At 70.8% G+C, this 18,318-nt stretch carries 18 protein-coding genes; 6 read left to right on the top strand and 12 right to left on the bottom strand.

Translation table 11 applies throughout. The annotated features are described in order from the left end of the window. Positions 1–11: 11 nt before the first annotated feature. The 3 genes from ACH4TV_RS26610 to ACH4TV_RS26600 form a co-directional block, all read right to left on the bottom strand. Positions 12–1,361 (bottom strand): polysialyltransferase family glycosyltransferase, encoded by a 1,350-nt coding sequence (locus ACH4TV_RS26610; RefSeq protein ID WP_398402246.1) that lies wholly within the window; start codon positions 1,359–1,361, stop codon positions 12–14. After that, complete coding sequence (locus tag ACH4TV_RS26605; protein WP_398402244.1) at positions 1,358–2,344, bottom strand: glycosyltransferase family 2 protein; 987 nt, start codon at positions 2,342–2,344, stop codon at positions 1,358–1,360. The genes ACH4TV_RS26610 and ACH4TV_RS26605 overlap by 4 nt, the downstream gene beginning before the upstream one ends. A gap of 124 nt (positions 2,345–2,468) precedes the next feature. Continuing rightward, entirely contained in the window at positions 2,469–3,152 is a 684-nt protein-coding gene (locus ACH4TV_RS26600; RefSeq protein ID WP_398402242.1) for a TetR/AcrR family transcriptional regulator C-terminal domain-containing protein, read from the bottom strand. A 72-nt stretch (positions 3,153–3,224) separates the two neighbouring features. Here ACH4TV_RS26600 and ACH4TV_RS26595 point away from each other — a divergent pair, with 72 nt between their 5' ends. Further along, positions 3,225–4,685 carry an FAD-dependent oxidoreductase gene (locus ACH4TV_RS26595; RefSeq protein ID WP_398402240.1) on the top strand — a complete coding sequence of 487 codons (1,461 nt, stop codon included), beginning with the start codon at positions 3,225–3,227 and terminating at the stop codon, positions 4,683–4,685. Between the two features lie 18 nt (positions 4,686–4,703). Here ACH4TV_RS26595 and ACH4TV_RS26590 read toward each other — a convergent pair whose 3' ends face one another. Together ACH4TV_RS26590 and ACH4TV_RS26585 are read right to left on the bottom strand one after the other, a co-directional pair. Then, a complete protein-coding gene (locus ACH4TV_RS26590; RefSeq protein ID WP_398402238.1) occupies positions 4,704–5,279 on the bottom strand; it encodes a Uma2 family endonuclease in 576 nt (191 codons plus the stop codon). A 92-nt stretch (positions 5,280–5,371) separates the two neighbouring features. After that, the gene (locus ACH4TV_RS26585) at positions 5,372–6,952 is read right to left on the bottom strand and encodes a methylmalonyl-CoA mutase (protein WP_398402236.1); all 1,581 of its coding nucleotides are present in this window, start codon (positions 6,950–6,952) and stop codon (positions 5,372–5,374) included. A 134-nt stretch (positions 6,953–7,086) separates the two neighbouring features. Between ACH4TV_RS26585 and ACH4TV_RS26580 the strand changes: the two genes are divergently transcribed. Next, positions 7,087–7,983: a peptidoglycan-binding protein gene (locus ACH4TV_RS26580; protein ID WP_398402234.1), complete on the top strand. Its 897-nt coding sequence runs from the start codon at positions 7,087–7,089 to the stop codon at positions 7,981–7,983. A 298-nt stretch (positions 7,984–8,281) separates the two neighbouring features. On the opposite strand, the gene ACH4TV_RS26575 is transcribed toward ACH4TV_RS26580, so the two are convergent. The 6 genes from ACH4TV_RS26575 to ACH4TV_RS26550 all read right to left on the bottom strand — a co-directional run bounded on the left by ACH4TV_RS26575 (position 8,282) and on the right by ACH4TV_RS26550 (position 12,636). After that, positions 8,282–9,430, bottom strand: a complete 1,149-nt coding sequence (locus tag ACH4TV_RS26575) for a hypothetical protein (RefSeq protein ID WP_398402232.1) — start codon at positions 9,428–9,430, stop codon at positions 8,282–8,284. Beyond that, positions 9,430–10,089: an RNA polymerase sigma factor gene (locus ACH4TV_RS26570; protein WP_398402230.1), complete on the bottom strand. Its 660-nt coding sequence runs from the start codon at positions 10,087–10,089 to the stop codon at positions 9,430–9,432. The genes ACH4TV_RS26575 and ACH4TV_RS26570 overlap by 1 nt, the downstream gene beginning before the upstream one ends. Positions 10,090–10,451: 362 nt before the next feature. After that, positions 10,452–10,658 carry a hypothetical protein gene (locus ACH4TV_RS26565; RefSeq protein WP_398402228.1) on the bottom strand — a complete coding sequence of 69 codons (207 nt, stop codon included), beginning with the start codon at positions 10,656–10,658 and terminating at the stop codon, positions 10,452–10,454. Beyond that, positions 10,655–11,236, bottom strand: a complete 582-nt coding sequence (locus ACH4TV_RS26560) for an RNA polymerase sigma factor (RefSeq protein ID WP_398402362.1) — start codon at positions 11,234–11,236, stop codon at positions 10,655–10,657. The genes ACH4TV_RS26565 and ACH4TV_RS26560 overlap by 4 nt, the downstream gene beginning before the upstream one ends. A gap of 167 nt (positions 11,237–11,403) precedes the next feature. After that, entirely contained in the window at positions 11,404–11,997 is a 594-nt protein-coding gene (locus ACH4TV_RS26555) for a hypothetical protein (RefSeq protein WP_398402226.1), read from the bottom strand. A 75-nt stretch (positions 11,998–12,072) separates the two neighbouring features. Further along, entirely contained in the window at positions 12,073–12,636 is a 564-nt protein-coding gene (locus tag ACH4TV_RS26550; protein WP_398402225.1) for a hypothetical protein, read from the bottom strand. A gap of 179 nt (positions 12,637–12,815) precedes the next feature. Here ACH4TV_RS26550 and ACH4TV_RS26545 point away from each other — a divergent pair, with 179 nt between their 5' ends. After that, positions 12,816–14,645, top strand: coding sequence for an Ig-like domain repeat protein (locus tag ACH4TV_RS26545; protein WP_398402223.1), 1,830 nt, complete (start codon positions 12,816–12,818; stop codon positions 14,643–14,645). Positions 14,646–14,688: 43 nt separating this feature from the next. On the opposite strand, the gene ACH4TV_RS26540 is transcribed toward ACH4TV_RS26545, so the two are convergent. Continuing rightward, positions 14,689–16,335 (bottom strand): glycoside hydrolase family 20 protein, encoded by a 1,647-nt coding sequence (locus ACH4TV_RS26540; protein ID WP_398402221.1) that lies wholly within the window; start codon positions 16,333–16,335, stop codon positions 14,689–14,691. Positions 16,336–16,656: 321 nt separating this feature from the next. On the opposite strand from ACH4TV_RS26540, the gene ACH4TV_RS26535 reads away from it, so the two are divergent. The 3 genes from ACH4TV_RS26535 to ACH4TV_RS26525 all read left to right on the top strand — a co-directional run bounded on the left by ACH4TV_RS26535 (position 16,657) and on the right by ACH4TV_RS26525 (position 18,308). Beyond that, positions 16,657–17,223, top strand: coding sequence for a 2-oxo-4-hydroxy-4-carboxy-5-ureidoimidazoline decarboxylase (locus ACH4TV_RS26535; protein ID WP_398402360.1), 567 nt, complete (start codon positions 16,657–16,659; stop codon positions 17,221–17,223). Between the two features lie 207 nt (positions 17,224–17,430). Next, a complete protein-coding gene (gene sdhC, locus ACH4TV_RS26530) occupies positions 17,431–17,811 on the top strand; it encodes a succinate dehydrogenase, cytochrome b556 subunit (protein WP_398402219.1) in 381 nt (126 codons plus the stop codon). Positions 17,812–17,816: 5 nt separating this feature from the next. Then, entirely contained in the window at positions 17,817–18,308 is a 492-nt protein-coding gene (locus ACH4TV_RS26525; protein WP_398402217.1) for a succinate dehydrogenase hydrophobic membrane anchor subunit, read from the top strand. The last annotated feature ends 10 nt before the right edge of the window (positions 18,309–18,318 follow it).

Raw genomic sequence — 18,318 nt, 5'->3', positions numbered from 1 at the left:
CCCTGTGCGGGTCAGGACCGCACGGCCCTGACCCTCTTCACGACCTTCCGCACCGTCGGGTTGCGCCGCAGTGTCTCCGCGCGGACCGCGCTGCCGCCGGGGAGGCGGAGGCTGGTCAGGCGGCGACGCTTGAAGTAGTGGGCGTTCTCCGACAGATGGGCCGACAGCCAGGCGGCGACCTCGTCGCGCAGCTGCGGGTGCTTACGGGACTGCATGCAGTACCCGACCGCCTTCACCAGCGGCGACAGCCGCTCGACCAGCCGGGGGTCGTCGGACGGCACACCGATGGCGGACGCGAGGTCGCGTTCGGCGTCGGGCAGGGCCGCGTCGATGATGGTGAGCGGGATGCGGTTGCTGTTCTCGTACGGCGTGATGCGGTCGAGAAGCGACTCCGTGCCGACTCTGGCGACCGGGATGCCGTAGAAGGTCGCGGCGGTCATCAGCGCGGTGGAGAAGCAGCCGACGACCAGTTGCGGCTTCAGGTACGCGAACACCGTCTCGGCGAGCACCGGTTCGCGCAGCACGCTCAGGTGCACGCCGAGTTCCGTGGCGGCGGTCTCCAGGGAGGTGGAGTACGCGGCCGGGGCGCTCGGGTGCGGCTTGAACAGGACGGCTGTGTGACCGGCTCGGGCCGCGGCCCGGAGCATCCGGACGTGCAGCTCCTCCTCTTCCTCCTGGCTGATGAGGTCGATGGCGGACAGGTACTGACCGAGGAGCACGGCCGTCGGGCGGTTCTCGACCGGGATGCGGTCGGCCAGGATGTCGACCCCCTGCTCCCCGATCTCGTTCAGCACGCCGACGATCGGCTCGTTCGGGATCGGCACCGGCTCCACGCCGTACTCGGCGAGGAGCAGGGGCCGCAGGCCCGGTATGAGGTCGAGGTGCAGCACGCGGGCGATGCGGCTGCTCATGCCGTGCGGGATGCGGTTGCGGGTGGGGCCGTAGCTCATCAGGCCGTCCGCGTACACATGGATCGGGCTGTCGGCGAAGATCTCGGCGACCGCGCGGGAGGGGTTCGCCTGGATCGACTCGCAGGCGATCTCGACGGGCTCGTCACCGAGGTTCCAGGCCAGGCGTACGGCCTTCTCCCACATGATGGCGTCCTGCGCGCGCGGGGACCAGCCCGCCGGGTGGTGCGGGGAGATGAACTCGTTCCAGGAGCGCACCTCGTCGAACTCGGGCCGCAGCTTCTCGAAACCGGACATCCGGTCGAGGGGCGTGCCGACCTCCGGAATGGCGGCCGTGTTGCTGACGACCAGAATCCGGCGGTGCTCCTCGCGCGGGCCGAAGAGCCCGGCGCGGATCGCGGCCGTGACGGTCGCCGCGGCGTACTGCGTCGCCGAGAAGAAGATCTGGATCATGCCGCGATTCCCTTCATACCGCCGCGCACGCGCCGCAGCAGGTGGACGCGCTGCTCGCCCATTCCGATGAGGGCGGCCTGGAGCTCGTCCTCGGACATCTTGTTCAGTGCGTCGGCGCTCATCTGCCGCAGCTTCGCGGCCGTGGGCCGGTCGAACCGGCCGCGCTGGAGCAGCTGGTGCGCGATGACGACGCAGTAGTTGCGCAGCGCCTTCTTGCGCAGCAGCCCGACCTCGGGGTCGCTCGCGAGTTCGGCGAGTACGAGGTCGAAGGACCGGAAGAAGTCCAGCTGGCGTACGTCACCGATCTGGGTGAGGGAGGTGGTGACGCCCCGGCGGTAGAAGACCCCGCGCAGGCTCGCGACCAGGTACGAGTCCGCCCTGCGGTGCAGGTCCCAGATCCAGGGCCGGTCCTCGGCGGTCTTCAGCCCGTCGTGGAAGCGCAGCATGCCCTTGTCGAGGAGGCGCCGGTGGTAGACGCCGGCCCAGGCGTAGGGGTAGTCGACCATCGTGGTGTCGTCGACCGGGAGGATCGAGGTGCGCGGGTCCAGCGGCACGTTCCTGCGACCCTCGGGCGCCCGGTGGACGGCCCGTTGGAGGTCGGTGACCTGGACGTGGTCGGTGCGCACGAAGTCGACGTCGTGGCGCTGGATGGCGCCCACGAGGTCCTTCAGATAGCCCGGGGCCAGCCAGTCGTCGCCGTCGAGGAAGGTGAGGTAGGTGCCTTCGGCGACGTCGATGCCGGTGTTGCGGGCGGTGGCCAGGCCGCCGTTCTGCTCGTGCCGGATCACCCTGCCGTTCTTCAGCCGCTTCGTCAGCTCCAGCAACGCCTCGTAGGTCTTGTCCTTGGTCGAGCGGTCCTCGACGAAGATGAACTCGAAGTCGTCCTGGTCGTTGTTGACGAGACTCGTCACTGTGTCCGAGACATAGGTCTCGATATTGTAACAAGGGACGATAACGGACAGTATCGGGGGACGGTTGGTCACGCGTGCACCTGGGCTCTCTCAGCGGCAGATTCCGCGACAGTAAGAGTTATTCGACGCCTGTTGTCAACTTGGCCTTGGCCCGCCAGCACTCGAAAGAGGAGGGCCGGGCCGCGCTCCCACCGCATCACGACGACTCTCCGTACGTCATTCCGTACGTCGCCCCGATCCCTGCGAGCACCAGCTGCAGCCCTTCCTCGAACTGTCGGTCATAGTCCTGGAAGACCTCGGCGCCGGCCGCGGCCGACAGGGGAAAGTCTGCCATCCGCCGGGCCCGCTCCTCGACGTCGTACCCGTCCCGGCGCTCGCCGGGAAGGGGCTGGACGCCCTGTTCCTCCGTGACAAAGCCAATCGTATAGACGTACGCCGTCATGGTCGCGCGCACGGCCTGGGCCGGGGTGAAGCCCGCCTCGACGAAGCAGCGGAGGTTCGCCTCCATCTGCACGGCGTGCTCGACGCCGGTGAAACGGGAGCCGCTGAACACCTTGGCGCCGTCGCGGTAGCCGAGCAGGGCGTCGCGCAGCCCACGGCTGGTGACGAGCAGGCGCTCGTGCCAGGGGACCTCGGGACCGAGCGGCGGGCCGGCGACCATCCGCCGGTACATCTCGGTGGCCATCTCGTCCAGCAGGGCCTGTTTGTCCTTGAAGTGCCAGTACAGGGCGGGCGCCTTGACGTCCAGCTCCTTGGCGATGGCCCGCAGGGTGAGCCCGTCGAGGCCCACCTCGTTGAGGAGTGCCAGGGCGGTGTCCGCGACGCGCTTGCGGTCGAGGGGGACTCGTCGTTCCGGCCGCTCCGGTCGTTCCGTACTCACACTTGACAACTTAACACCGTTAAGGCCACTCTCGGGAGCAGATAGCACTTAACAACGTTAAGGAGGCGCACAATGGCCGACGTACTCGATGTACTCATCGTGGGAGCGGGGCCGACCGGACTGGCGCTCGCCGTGGACCTCGCGAGGCGCGGGGTGGACGCGATGGTCGTGGAGCGGGCCGAGGGGCTGTTCCCCGGGTCGCGCGGCAAGGGCATCCAGCCGCGCACGATGGAGGTCTTCGACGACCTCGGGGTGCTGGACGCGATCCGGGCGGCGGGCGGCCCGTACCCGGTCGGGATGATCTGGCAGCACGGCGAACGGGTGGGCGAGCACCGGATGTTCGACCCGGCCCAGGAGGGCGAGGAGTCGCCGTACGGCACCGAGCCGTGGATGGTGCCGCAGTGGAGGACGCAGGAGATCCTGCGGGCGCGGCTGGCGGAACTGGGCGGCGGTGACGACCGGATCGTGTTCGGGCGGGAGGTGGTGTCGGTCGCCCACGACCCGGACAGGGAGGAGGACGGGGTGACGGTCGGGTTCGCGTCGGGGCCGCCTGTCCGGGCCCGGTACGTGGTCGCGGCGGACGGGGGCCGGTCGACCCTCCGGCGGGCGCTCGGCGTCGGGATGACCGGCGAGACGGTCGACCCGGACCCGATCCTGGTGGCCGACGTGCGCGTCACGGGCCTGGACCGGGACAACTGGCATGTGTTCCCGCCGACCCCGGACGGCGCCGGCTTCCTGGCGATCTGCCCCCTGGCCGGGACGGCGGACTTCCAGCTGGTGGCGCAGTTCACTCGGGGCGAGCCGATCGACCTGTCGTTGGAGGGCGTACGGAAGGTGGCCGCCGCCCGGTCCCACCTCGCCCCCGAGGACGTCACGGAGGTCCGCTGGGCGTCCGAGTTCCGTCCCCGGGCGGCCCTGGCGGACGCCTTCCGGGTGGGCCGGGTGTTCCTCGCCGGGGACGCGGCGCACATCCACTCCCCGGCCGGCGGCCAGGGCCTCAACACGAGCGTGCAGGACGCCTACAACCTGGGCTGGAAGCTGGGCGCGGTGCTGCGGCGCGGGGCGCCGGAATCCCTGTTGGACACGTACGAGGAGGAGCGCCGCCCGATCGCCGCGCGGATGCTCGGCCTGTCGACAGCAGTGCACCGGGGCGAGGTGCGGCGGGGGGAGGCGACCCGTCAACTGGGCCTGGGATACCGGGAGTCGACGCTCACGGCGGAGACCCGGCCGGCTGCGGCCGAGGAGGCGCTCCAGGCGGGCGACCGCGCACCGGACGCCACGGTGGACGTGAGCGGCCTACGACTGTTCGACGTGTTCCGGGGGCCGCACTGGACGCTGGTCGCGGTGGGCGTGGAGGTGCCCGAGGGGCTGGATCCGGGCTCGGTACGAGTGGTGGCCGTACCGGCGTACGAGGCGTACGGGCGGGGCCTGTTCCTCGTCCGCCCGGACGGGTACGTGGGGTGGGCGGGCGACGGGACGACACCGGGGGCGACCGGGCTCGGCGGCTACCTCACGCGGCTCGGGGTGGGGTGACGGGGTCGGGCGTCCCGGTCAGCCGTCGAGGAGGGTGTCCACGGACAGTTCCACGGAGACGCCGACGGACTCCGGGACCGGCACGCTCTGGCCCCGCTTGAAGTGCTGGGGGTCCGGATACTTGCCGTCGGCCGGGTCGGTGTAGAGGAGCACCTCGTCGTGCTTGCGGTCCGCGACGATGTAGGCGGGGATGCCTGCCTGGGCGTAGCACTCGACCTTGGTATAGAGGTCGTCCGGCCAGTTGGAGGAGGTCACTTCCACGACAAGGCGAAAGACGTTCGGCGCGTAGCAGTTCTTCTGTACGTAGGCGTCGCAGAAGTCGTCGTCGACGACAGAGAAATCCGGAATCGCAAAGTCGTCAGGCAACGTCGGCAGCCAAAGGCCGATGCCCTGGACATACTCCACCCTGCTTCCTTCGATGCCCGACTTCTCAAAGATTCGCCCGATCTTGGTCAGCGACAAGGCGTGCGGGCCGTCCGGCGGCGGTGTCACAGTGAGCCTTCCCTGGAGAATCTCCACGCGGTGCCCAGGCAGTGCACGGGAAAGCTGGTCGGCGGCTTCGCTCAACGTCAGCTCGTGTTGCAGTACGGCCACGGCATCCTCCTTTTCGGGGATCACTCTCCACGAGAGTAACCGGACGCGGGCAGGGTCCGCCCGCGATCACCCATACGGAGTGTTAGGGCAGCTCAGAACGCATCACTAGGCACATGAACCCCCCAAACCCCCCGCAACGCCCCGCACACCTCACCCACCGTCGCCCGGGCCCGCAGCGCGTCCTTCATCGGGTACAGGACGTTGTCCGTGCCCTCCGCCGCCTTCTTCAGGGCGGTGAGGGCCGCGTCGACCGCCGCCTGGTCCCGTGCGCCCCGCAGTTTCGCGAGGCGTTCCGCCTGCTGGGCCTCGATGGCCGGGTCGACGCGGAGGGGCTCGTACGGTTCCTCCTCGTCGAGGCGGAAGCGGTTCACCCCGACCACGATCCGCTCGGCGGCGTCGGTCTCCTGGGCGATGCGGTACGCGTTGCGCTCGATCTCGCCCTTCTGGAAGCCGTGTTCGATCGCGGCCACCGCACCGCCCAGGTCCTCGACCCGCCGCATCAGCGCGACCGTCGCCGCCTCCACGTCGTCCGTCATCCTCTCGATGACGTACGAGCCCGCGAAGGGGTCCGCCGTCGCCGTCACGTCCGTCTCGTGGGCCAGCACCTGCTGGGTGCGCAGCGCCAGGCGGGCGCTCTTGTCCGTGGGGAGCGCGATCGCCTCGTCGAAGGAGTTGGTGTGCAGGGACTGCGTGCCGCCGAGCACCGCGGCCAGGCCCTGGACCGCCACCCGGACCAGGTTCACCTCGGGCTGCTGTGCCGTCAGCTGGACGCCGGCGGTCTGCGTGTGGAACCGCAGCATCCACGACCTGGGGTTCCTCGCGCCGAACTCGTCCCGCATCACCCGCGCCCAGATCCGCCTGGCGGCGCGGAACTTGGCGACCTCCTCCAGGATCGTCGTACGCGCCACGAAGAAGAAGGAGAGGCGCGGGGCGAAGTCGTCGACGTCCATGCCGGCCGCGATCGCCGTACGGACGTACTCGATGCCGTCCGCGAGCGTGAACGCGATCTCCTGTGCGGGGCTCGCACCCGCCTCCGCCATGTGGTAGCCCGAGATCGAGATCGTGTTCCACTTCGGGATCTCCGCCCGGCAGTACCGGAAGATGTCCGCGATCAGACGGAGGGAGGGCTTCGGCGGGAAGATGTACGTTCCCCGCGCGATGTACTCCTTCAGTACGTCGTTCTGGATCGTGCCGGTGAGCCGCGCGGCCGGGACTCCCTGTTCCTCGGCCACCAGTTGGTACATCAGCAGCAGGAGCGCCGCCGGGGCGTTGATCGTCATCGACGTCGACACCTTGTCCAGCGGGATCCCGCCGAAGAGCAGCCGCATGTCGTCGACCGAGTCGATCGCCACGCCCACCTTGCCGACCTCGCCGTGCGCGAGGGCGGCGTCGCTGTCGTGGCCCATCTGGGTGGGCAGGTCGAAGGCGACGGACAGACCTGTCGTGCCGTGCGCGATCAGGTCCTTGTAGCGGGCGTTGGACTCGGCCGCCGTGCCGAAACCGGCGTACTGGCGCATCGTCCAGGGGCGGCCCGTGTACATGGAGGGGTACACGCCACGCGTGAAGGGGTACGCGCCGGGCTCGCCCAGTTTCCGTGCCGGGTCCCAGTCCGCGAGCACATCGGGCCCGTACACCGGTTCGATGGGTAGCCCGGACTCCGACTCACGCGCCATGGCACACCTCCGCCCTACTTGTCATCACTTATGACTAACAATGCCGCGTAGTCCGCCACCGGTCACGTGCGGGGAACATGGGTAGGGGGGATACAGACGATGAGATTCGGGGGGCCGACTTGCGTACTACGGGCATGGCAAAGGCGTTTTCCGGAGGTGCCGGAGGTGACGGGAGCGGGGGGTCCCGGGCGGTCCGCGGCGCCCTCACGGTCCTCGCGGTCCTCACGGCGGTCACCGTGGGCAGCTGTACGGTGCAGACCGACAACCTGGACGACGGCGCGCGGTCGCCCGTACGGATCGAGGTCTCGCATCCGCCCGCGGACGGCAAACCCGCCGGCACGGCCACGCCGACGCCGACGACGACGCCGAAACGGGCGACTCCCCCTCCCGCCCCTCCCCCCGCCGTCCTCTGGTCACGCGGTGACACCGGGCGTGATGTGCGGGAGCTCCAGGCCCGGCTGCGGCAGGTCGCCTGGCTCTACGACGGGCCGACCGGGTCGTACGACGATCTGACGGAGAGCGCCGTCAAGGGCTTCCAGGGGAAGCGCGGGCTGCCCGTCACCGGGAAGACCGACACCGTCACCTGGCAGCGGCTGCTGCGGATGACACGCGAACCCGGGCAGTGGGAGCTGTTCCTGATGGGCGGGCAGCCGGCCGCCTATCCCGACCCGCGCTGTCTGACGGGCCGTGTGCTGTGCATCAGCAAGACGAGCCGGACGCTGCGCTGGATGGTCGACGGGCAGACCGTCTCGACGGTGGCGGTGCGGTTCGGCAGCCAGTACACACCGACCCGGGAAGGCGTCTTCAGCGTCTACTGGAAGTCACGGCACCACGTGTCGACGCTCTACGACTCCCCCATGCCCTACGCGATGTTCTTCAGCGGCGGCCAGGCGGTCCACTTCTCCACCGACTTCGCGGCCCGCGGCTACGGCGGCGCCTCGCACGGCTGCGTGAACGTCCGGGACGAGACGGCTGTCGCGGCGATCTTCGCCGAGGTGAGCAACGGCGACAAGGTCGTCGTGTACTGGTGAGCCGACGCGGGGGGAGAGTACGGGCGGAGTGGGATTTGGGGCGCGGACGGGACCGGGGGAACGTGTCCCGCCCGCGCCAGGTGCACGAGCCGTAGGTACGGGGGGAACCCCGGCTCTGTGCGAGGAACCGATGACCAGTCGGTTCACTGTCTACTGCGTCGGCGTGGCCGAAAGTGTCACACCCGGCACGCAGGAACTTCGGCGGCACGCATAGGCGCAGGTCAGAGCGGTGCGCTTTGGTCGATCACGACGCGGTGCGGAAGTGGTGCGGGAGCTGCCGACGTGCGTCGTACGGGGCTCAGGTGGCCGTCGGCAGCGGCAGGATGCCGTACGACGGGTCGGCGGCCGGCGCCGGTGCGGGCTGGGGCTCGTCCGCCCTGAGCGCGACGAAGGACGTCGGTGCGGGTGTGGGCGTGGGCTGCGTCGCGGCACGGCCGCCGCGGTGGCCGTCGCGGTTGCCCTGGCCGTTTCCGCCGCCGTTGTTTCCGTTGCCGTTCCCGTTGCCATTGCCCCCGGGTGGGTCGTTGTCCTTGCCGTCCTCACCGTCATCGGCGCCGGTCCGACCGCTCGGGGCTTCCCTGCCCGCCCCTGTGCCGGTGCCTGTTCCGGTGTCGGCGTTGGAGCGGACGGCCGGCTCGTCCTTGAGGGCGTCCTCGCAGTACTGCGGCACCTTCGTGGAGCCCTTGGCCGCCTTCTCCAGGGCCCGTCTGCGGTCCGCCTCCAGTTCCTTGCCGCCGCGCATGTCGCGGCAGGACGAGGTGACGTCGCGCCACGCGCCGGGCGACAGGGCCTCGCCGGAGGGGACGACCTTCCGGCCGTCCGCCGTACCCTCGCCGGTTCCCTGGCGCCCGGTGGAGCCCCGCGTCGCACTGTCGGGTCCGAAGGACGGGAAGCTGCCGCCCCGGGTGACGTCCGGCGAGGGCGAGGCGATCAGGCGGTCCGGTGACTCGGCGGCCGACACCGTGGCGGCCGGGCGGCCGGGCTCGGCACCGCCGAACGGGTTCGTCAGGAGCCCGGTCCCGGCGGCCACCGCGACCGAGCCGACCATGCCGGCGGCCAGCGCGGCACCGAGCCCGAGACGCATGGGGCGGCCCCAGCGGGCCGGACGGAACCCGGTCCGACGGGCAGCGCCGGAACGCCCGGCGCCTCCCACCCGTACGAGCCCCATGTCCGTGGAGGACGGCACTGGCGCCGGGGAGGCCGTGAGGGTCGTGTCCGTGGCCGGGCGGGACATGCGGAAGGCGGCCAACGCGGCGGCCTCACCGGGGAGTTCGGCGTTCGACAGCGGGAGGTCCACCGACAGTGCGCCCAGGGTCTTGGCGAGCCGCTCGGCCTGGTCGCGGGCTTCGGGGTCCGTGAACGCCGGTGAAAGCTCCAGGGGCTCACCGCTCAGCAAACTCTCCGCCGTGGCGCGGTCCAGCCACCCGTACCGGTCGTCGTCGGCCATCACATGTCCTTCTGCGTCCGCGAACGCATATGCGTCACACCGGCCGACGTAATCGCATGTCCATGCGGTTCCCGCTGGGGCGGCAGCGCGTCGAGCGCGCCGGTCGCCTCCGGGTCCTCCCCGAGCAGCTCCGCGAGCCGTTTCAGACCGCGGTGCGCCGCCGTACGGACGGCTCCGGGGCGCTTGCCGAGGGTCTCGGCGGCGGTCTTGGCGTCGAGGCCCACGACCACGCGCAGGACGACGGCCTCGGCCTGGTCCTGCGGCAGCCGGGCGATGAGGGAGAGGGTGCTGTCGGTGGCCAGCGACTCCATGGCCTCGCCCGCGGTGTCGGAGTCGGCGGCCCGGCCGGTCAGCTCGGTCTCGTCGCCGACCGTCGCCGGACGGCGCCCGCGCATCCGTATGTGATCGAGGGCGCGGTTGCGGGCGATCCGGGCGGCCCAGCCCCGGAACCGGTCGGCGTCCCCGTCGAAGCGGTTCAGGTCACGGGCGATCTGGAGCCAGGCCTCGGAGGTCACGTCCTCGACGTCCGGGTCGCCGACCAGTGTCCGCACGTACCCGAGCAACCGCGGGTGCACCGCGCGGTACACAGTCCGGAACGCGGTCTCGTCCCCGGCCTGTGCCGCAAGCACCGCGGCGGTCAGCTCCGCGTCGTCCCCCACCCACGCGCCCCTTTTGCGCCTAAACCGGCGCCGCTCTCGCGGAACAAGTTCTCGCCGTTGTGGTTTCTCAGTCGATGGTTGCGGTCAAAGGCCCGGTGGATTCGGCTGGGCGTCGTCCGCAGCCCGTGGTCCATGGTCCGTGGTCCGTAGCGAATGGCACGTTACGGCGTCAAAGTACTCCTCGTCCATGTCCGTACAATGTGCAACTGACCCGTGACCCACTCCGGTGTGACAGAAACCGCACGCGCGGCGCTGTAGGAAATACGGGCCGCCGCGCGGCCCGTGCCGCGCGACGGCCGGGGCCTCTCCTGTGGGGGGTGGCGGCCCCGGTCGTTGCCCGGGTCCGGGGTCCTGGGTCAGGCCTACCGCCGCCAGTCGTCCCGGCGCCGGGTGCGCGCCACCTTGTGTGCGCCGGAGTCCCGGGCCAGCAGGAACGCGGCGACGGCATCCCGCTCACCGCCGTCGCCGGTGCCCTCGCTCTCCCCCTGCCCTTGCCCTTGCGCGGTGCCTTCGCGCAGGGCGGCGGCGAGCAGCCCTGCCAGGCGGCCCGTCGTGTCGTCGCCGTTCATGTCCGATCCCCCAGTTGCCGGGCGAGGCGCTTCAGGCCCCGGTGTGCTGCGGTGCGTACCGCGCCGGGGCGTTTGCCGAGGACGCGGGCGGCGGCGGGGCCGTCGAGGCCGACGACCACGCGGAGCAGGACCGCCTCGGCCTGGTCGCGCGGGAGTGCGGCGATGAGTCCGAGGGCGTACTCGGTGGAGAGGGTCTCCAGTGCCTGGTCGGGGGTGCTGTGCGGACCGGGCAGTTCGAGTACGTCCTGTTCGAGCGCCGTGCCCTGGGGTCGTATCCGCTTCCGGCGCAGCAGGTCGAGGGCGCGGTGCCGGGCGATGGTCGCCGTCCAGCCGCGGAAGCCCGCCCCGTCGCCCTTGAACCGGCCCAGGTCGCGGGAGATCTCCAGCCAGGCGTCGGACGCCACGTCCTCCGCCTCGTCGCCGACGAGCCCCCTCAGATAGCCGAGGAGCCCGGGCTGCACCAGCCGGTACGCGACCGCGAAGGCGGCCTCGTCCCCGTCCTGGGCCCGCGCGACAGCCACGCCCAGCTCCTCGTCGCACGCCTGCACGCGGCGGGACTCCCGCCGTCCCTGACCCAAGCGCTGCCCCCGTCCGTACCGGCGTTCCGCGTACGAGCACGGGTTCGACTCCCCCGCCCCCATGGGCATCAGCGCCGCTCCGCACGGAAGTGTCACAGCGGACGCGGGGCGGTGACGCCGAAGGGGCGGGACGCCGGCGGAGATCAGGCGGGGTTCACTCGGGGCGCTCAGGCCCGTCCCCGTGCCCGCCTCGACACCACCGCGCGCAGTACGCGCCGCCCCTCCGTCGACACCGCGATGACCTGACGGAGTCCGCCCGAGCCGTGGCCGGCGAGGAGTTCCAGGACGGTGATCTGGCGCCGCAGTTCGGCCGCGACGAGCGGTGACATGCCCTCCGTACGGCCTTCGCGGCGGGATTCGACCGAGGACGCGCCGTCCGGGGAGAGGTCCAGCAGCCGGTGGATGCGGAGCGCGGCGACGGAGCAGGCGTCGGCCCACTCGCGCACTCCGGCGGCGGACCGGGTGGCCGGCGCGGCGGCGAGCATCCGCCGGGCGAGGAGAGCCGCCTCCCCCTCGGCGAACGCGCCGGAGGCACCGGAGGGTTCGGGTTCGTCGGGTTCGCCGGTGTCGAGTTTGACCCGGGCCTCTGCCAGCCGGACCGTCCACTCCTCCGCGTCGCTGCCGTCGGCGAGGCTGGCCCACAGGGGGCGCAGAATCTCGTCGTCGCCGCCCAGGAGGGCCACGCACCGATCCAAACAAGCCAGTCCGCTGGCTGCCAGGCCGCGCTCGTCGGCCCGAGCGATCAGTTCCACCAGGCTCATGCACGCCTCCTCGCCAGGACGCCGACCCTTACGGAGCCCGCGCTTTCCCTTACTGCGTGCAACGTACCCGGAGCGTCACAGAGGCAGAACACCGAGTCGGTCGAGGAACCGGAAGAACAGGTTTTCGGCCAAAGGGTCAGGCTCTGAAGTCAGTACGTCGAGCAGCGGCCCGGTGTTCACCGTGTGCCCGGCCTCCGCCGCCCAGTCGACCGCCCGTCGGGCCGCGTCACCGGGTTCCAGGAAGTAGTCGTCCAGCGTGAGCCCGCCCCCTTCCTCACCGCCCTCTTCCGCTTCCTCGCCCTCGCCTTCGCCTTCGCCTTCGTCCTGCCCGGCACCGAGGTACCCGGCCATGGCGTTCCGCGCCAGGCAGGTGGTCCACGCCCCGCTCTGAGGCGCCGCCGCCTCCAGCACCACGCAGCGACTGTCCATGACGTACCCGAAGAGCGCGGGCGCATCGGTCTCCACGGCGAGCGTGTTCATGCTGCCGATGTCACCGTCGCCGCTCGGGTACTCCCACACCTGCCAGCCGTCGTCCCGCCGCTCACGCGGGGTCAGCCCGTCGCGCACCGCGCGCAGGGCGTCCGTCTCGGCGAGCGGCTGCCCGCTCCTGCCCACGATCAAGTAGCCCCAGTAGCCCAATGCCGTCCCCCCGGCCCATGGTTCGCACCGCTGTAGTCGTAGCTGTCCTGAGATCGGGCCGAATACACCACAGCAGCACGGGAGTTCGCTACGGGAAAGACACATCCGGCGTGTCGGCCCGATCGAAGTTATCCACGAACAGACCCCACCCGCCACATTTCCCTCACATCGCTGTTACATTGCGATCACTGGCGGTCGACGAGGGGGTCGGCCGTCAACTCAACCTGACGGGGGCCAAGTTGATGAAGAGGTTGCGTTTCAGAGCCGGTCGTACGACGGCTGCCGCGTCGGCACTGGCGCTGCTGTTCGGCGGAAGCGGTCTGGCCGTGGTCGCGAGCACGCCCGCGGCCGCCGCGGAGGTATCGGCGGACACCGTGACCGAGCTGCCCGTGAAGACGTACTCGCGCATGCTCGTCGACGACACGAACCGCCGTGTGTACATCACCACCGGGGACAAGTCCCCCGGCCAGGACCACTACTTGCTCGTGTACGACTTCGACGGCAACCTTCTGCGCACTCACGGCGGACCCGGTTCCGAGCTCGCCCAGCCGAGCGGTCTGGCCCTGTCGGCGGACGGCACCGAGCTGTATGTGGCGACGACGTACGAGGTCCGCGTGTACGACACGGCGACACTCGACTACAAGCGCTACCTGATCTACGACGGCGCGGGTCAGTGCGACAGCGAAGTAGCCCTGTCCGGCGGCCGGTTGTGGTTCACCCGGGTCAGCAACTACGACTGGCGCGGCTGCGACCAGACGTACTACCGCTTCCGTACCTGGTCCCCGGCGGAGAACGTCCAGGACGGCGGCGAGACCGCCTTCTACGGCCACCAACTGGCCACCGGCGAGGGCCTGCCGGACAGGATGATCGTCGCCCAGCGGGGTGCCCCGAACGGCATGGTCATCGCGTACGACACCGCCGGCGGCAAGCTCGCCTTCCGGTACGGCCGTGCGTTCGCCGACGCCGACGGCCAGGGTGCCCTGAAGCTCCGGGACCTTGCCGTCTCCCCGGACGGCGGCAAGGTGGCGGTCGCCGACGCGGAGGCGGGCGTACGGCTGCTGAACACCGCCGACTTCTCGGACGCCGAACGCGGCTACGACCCGCTGCCCGAGGGCGCGTCGGCGTCGGCCGTCGCCTACAGCGGCGACGGCGCGCTCGTCGCACGCGGCGCGACGGCCTCGGGGACGACTGCGGACCTGCTGGTCGAGAACGCCGACCCGACGACGGACGGGGCCCAGCGGGCGTACGTCTTCGAGGACTCGGCGGCGGGCGGCGACCGGGTCGCGCCGCGCGGCCTCGGCTTCAGCCGGGACGGTTCACGGCTGTTCGCGGTGACCACGAACGCGGACGGCAGCGGCTTCTGGCTGCACACCCTCGACCGTCCGGCGCCGCTGTACGACGCCGCCTTCGACGGCGCGCTGACCACCGAACCCGGCCAGGCGGTGGCGGGCGAGCCGCTCACGCTCCGGGGCACGCTGCGGCTGGGCGGCCCGGCACCGGCCGAACCGGCACGCGTCACGGCGGTCCGCACGGATACCGAGGGCGCCCATGACCCCCTGACCGCCCAGGTGGCCGCCGACGGGACGTTCGAGTTCACGGACGTCCCCGGCCGCACCGGCGACGCCACGTACACCGTGTCGTACGCGGGCGATGCGACCCACCGTCCGGCCGAGAGCACGAGCCTGACGGTGTCCGTGACGAAGGCGTCCGCCGCACTGGCGCTGACCGCCCCCGACCGGGTCCGGCTGCACCAGGGCGTGCACATCACCGGCACCCTGACGGCGGGCGGCTTCGCGCTCCCGGCCGGCACGACGGTCCGGGTGACCCGCACGGACTGGTTCGGCGCGCGTGAGCTGGCTGCGGCGGAAGTCGCGGCCGACGGCACCCTCCGAATAGACGACACCGGACTCCGGGCCCTGGGCACCACCACGTACGAGGTGACGTACGAGGGGGACGCACTGCACGAGGGGGCGCGGGCGGAGGTCTCGGTGCGGGTGCGCCTTTTCTGACCGGCCCAAGGAGCGACTGACGGAGGGGGACCGGCTTGGGGGATCACCCCAGCCGGTCCGCCAGGGCCTTGAACCGGTTCCACGACAGGGGCGGTTGGGCCCGCGGGTCCCACAGCTTCTGGACGGTCGCCCGCAGCGGCATCCGGATCCCGGCGGCCACCTGGTTCTGTGTCTGTGAACCGGCGAGGTCGCACCAGACGGCGAAGACCCCACCGAGGATCTGGCTGTCGTACGTCGAGGAGACGGCCGTGCTGCCGCGCAGCACCCGGGGGGTCCACTGCCGGTAGATCCGCTCGCCGGTGGGGTAGACGAAGGCGTTCGGCTGGCCGAGCACGTAATAGAGGTACTCGTCGTTGTAGTTGACGACCTTGCGACCCGCGCTCAGATACCCGGCCGGCTGGCGGGCGCCGATCTCCTTGCCGGTCCAGTAGGCGACCTGGATGTTCTTGCCCGGCTGGACCGAACTCGACTGGTAGAAGCCGTCGTTCCAGGCGCGCACGGTCGTCCGGCCGTGGGCGCGGACGGTGGCCGCGCGGTCGTTGAGCCAGCCCGTCGCGAGGTCGGAGACACCGGCGCCGGCGCCGTACCGGGCGACGGCCGCGGCGGCGAGCTGGGGGTACGAGGCGGCCGGACTGGAGACCATCAGCGCCCGGTACTCGTCGCCGCCCAGGTGCCAGGACGAGCCCGGGAAGAGGTCGGCGTACTCGCCCAGCAGGTCGTCGACGATCTTCGCGGACTCCGGCTTGGAGATGTCGATCGCGCCGCGTGCCGCCGTGCCCTGTGCGTTGGTCAGCTGAAGGTCGGGGTGGGCGGCGAGGACCGCGCCCAGATGGCCCGGGGAGTCGATCTCGGGGACGACGGTGATGTGGCGGCTCGCGGCGAGGGCGAGGATGCGGCGGACCTGGGCCTTGGTGAGGTGGTCCTTGGACACGATCTCCGGGTGGGTGTCGGAGGCGATCCGGAATCCCTGGTCGTCGGAGAAGTGCAGGCCCAGCTCGTTGAACTTGAGGTCTCCCAGTTCACGGATGCGGTCCTCGATCCAGGACGCCGTGAAGTGCTTGCGGGCGATGTCCAGCATCAGCCCGCGCTGCGGCTTGGCGGGCCGGTCGCGCACGATCCCCTCGGGGGCGGTGTTTCCGCCGCTCACCTCCTGCTTGAGGGTGCGGGTGCCGTAGAAGACGCCGGCCTCGGCGGGGGCGGCGACGGTGACGCGGCCGCCCGCGACGGTGAGGGTGTAGGACTCGGGGCCGTTCTTCACCTGGTTCTGCCCCCGGTCCAGCTTGAGCTGGACGTCCCCGGCACGCGGGGCGGCGGTCCCGCCGTACGTCATCTTCAGCTCACCGGCGAGCAGCTTCCCCTCGTCGGCGAGGGCGCCGGCACCGACGACCACGCGGGCGGTGGCGGCGGGGCGCCAGCCGGGTCCCCGGGCGGCGGTGTGCTCGCGTACGGCGGGGATCGTGCGGGGCGCCTTGGAGAGGGGGTATGTGCGGGCGGGCGAGGGTGAGGGTGCGGCCGAAGGCGCGGCACGGGACGGTGCGGCGGCGGCGCCTTCGGACGCGTCCGAGGACGGCGCGGCTCCGGTCGACGCGGTGTCGCTGCCGGTGTCGGTCCCGGTGTCGCCGACCGGCCAGAGGGCGACGGTCACTCCGATGGCACCGACGGCGACGAGAACACCGGCCCCGACAAGCAACCCGGACCCCTGTCCGTACGTCTTGCTCCCCGGAACCCGTTTCCGTTCGGGCGCCCGTCGCCTCCGCCCGGTCACCGGTTCCCACCTGCCCGAGTCCCACGTGTCGCCCGCATGCCACGCACCTCCTTGAGTCCCCTCCCTCTCTGAACCTACGACCCCACTCCACCGGGATCGTCCACGGAACGTTCCGAAACTCTCCCGTTCGGGTGAAATTCAGGCACCCGTAGGACAGCTACTGACCACTCTCGATAATGTGAGCGGCACTCCCAGCACACGCCTCACACGTCTCCCACGCCAATCCAGAACGCCTGAGGACTCACGCTGTCTGCGCATCGTCTTCCCCCTCTCCCCGGCCAGCTCGCCATACCGGCACAGACGCGCACCGAGTCTCCCTGTCCTACGCCTGCGAGCCTGGAGCGGTTCAACACCGAGCCGGCCGCGGACGCCGAGCGCGCACTCCTGACCTGCCTGCGCAGCCTCCGCTGGGCCCGCCGCCTCGCCGACCACCGCCCCTACCCGGACCTGGACTCCCTCCTGGCCGCAGCGGACGAGGCGTCCTACGACCTGACCCCGGGCGACCTGGCCGAGGCCCTGGCCGCCGAGGCGCTGCCGGAGCTCCCCGACGGCGCGTACTCCGCGGCCCACACGGCACTGAGCGCTGCGCATGCGGCGTACGAAAGCCGATTCGGACACGCGTTCGTCATCTACGTCGACCACGCCTCACCTGACGAGGCCCTCAACCAGGTCCTGGCAGGCATCCGGTCACGTCTGGCGAACGAACCGGAGGAAGAGCGGGTAGTTGCGGCAGAAGAACTCCGGCGCCTGGCAAAAGGACGGTTGGTGGGCCTACTCAGGGGCGCGGGGAACTGCGCGACCAGCCACATCTGACCCGCACCCGGCAAACAACGGCAGCCTCTCCCCCCGGTAGCCGCACGTAGTAGCCCGTACGAGCCTGTTTGATCACATCGGTAGGCCCGCTGTAAGCGTTCCGACAACACGTCGCTACGATGGCCAGGGCCGGTGGACCGTACCCGGCCGGGCCCGTCCGACACCCAAGCCGGCGCGGCCCCGATCCCCGCTCCCGGAGGGTTTTCCGTGCCGGCTGGAACGCTGTACCGCGGCCGGGAAGGAATGTGGTCATGGGTGGCTCATCGAGTCACCGGCGTCCTCATCTTCTTCTTCCTGTTCGTACACGTCCTGGACACCGCTCTCGTCCGTGTCTCCCCCGAGGACTACGACAAGGTCGTAGCCACGTACAAGACGCCGATCGTCGCCGTGCTGGAGTACGGCCTCGTCGCCGCCATCCTCTTCCACGCGCTCAACGGTCTCCGCGTCATCGCCGTCGACTTCTGGTCGAAGGGTCCCCGCTACCAGAAGCAGATGCTCTGGACCGTCGTCGGCCTGTGGGTCGTGCTGATGATCGGGGCCATCTACCCCGTCCTCGGCCACGCCGCTCGTGAACTGTTCGGGAGCTGACACAGATGGCGACGACTGAAACCACCGCTTCGGGCATCGGCCCCATCGAGGGCGCGGGCACCTTCTCGGGATACGACGCCGACAACCCGGCGCCCCTGATCGAGGCCCCGCGCCAGCGCACGAAGAAGACCCCCAAGTCCACCCGGGGCAACTTCGAGATGTACGGCTGGCTGTTCATGCGGCTGTCCGGCATCGTCCTGGTCGTGCTGGTCCTGGGCCACCTCCTCATCCAGCTGGTGCTGGACGGCGGTGTCTCGAAGATCGGCTTCGCCTTCGTGGCCGGCCGCTGGGCCTCCCCGTTCTGGCAGGTCTGGGACCTGCTCATGCTGTGGCTGGCGATGCTGCACGGCGCCAACGGCCTGCGCACCGTCATCAACGACTACGCGGAACGCGCGAACACCCGGCTGTGGCTCAAGGGCCTGCTCTACACCGCCACCGTGTTCACGATCCTGCTGGGCACGCTGGTGATCTTCACCTTCGACCCGAACATCCGCTAGGCACCGGGTC

This window comes from Streptomyces sp. NPDC020898, assembly GCF_044333925.1.
Lineage (GTDB): Bacteria > Actinomycetota > Actinomycetes > Streptomycetales > Streptomycetaceae > Streptomyces.
The sequence above is the reverse complement of the archived record's forward strand: the minus strand, read 5'-3'. Positions and strand labels throughout refer to the sequence as shown.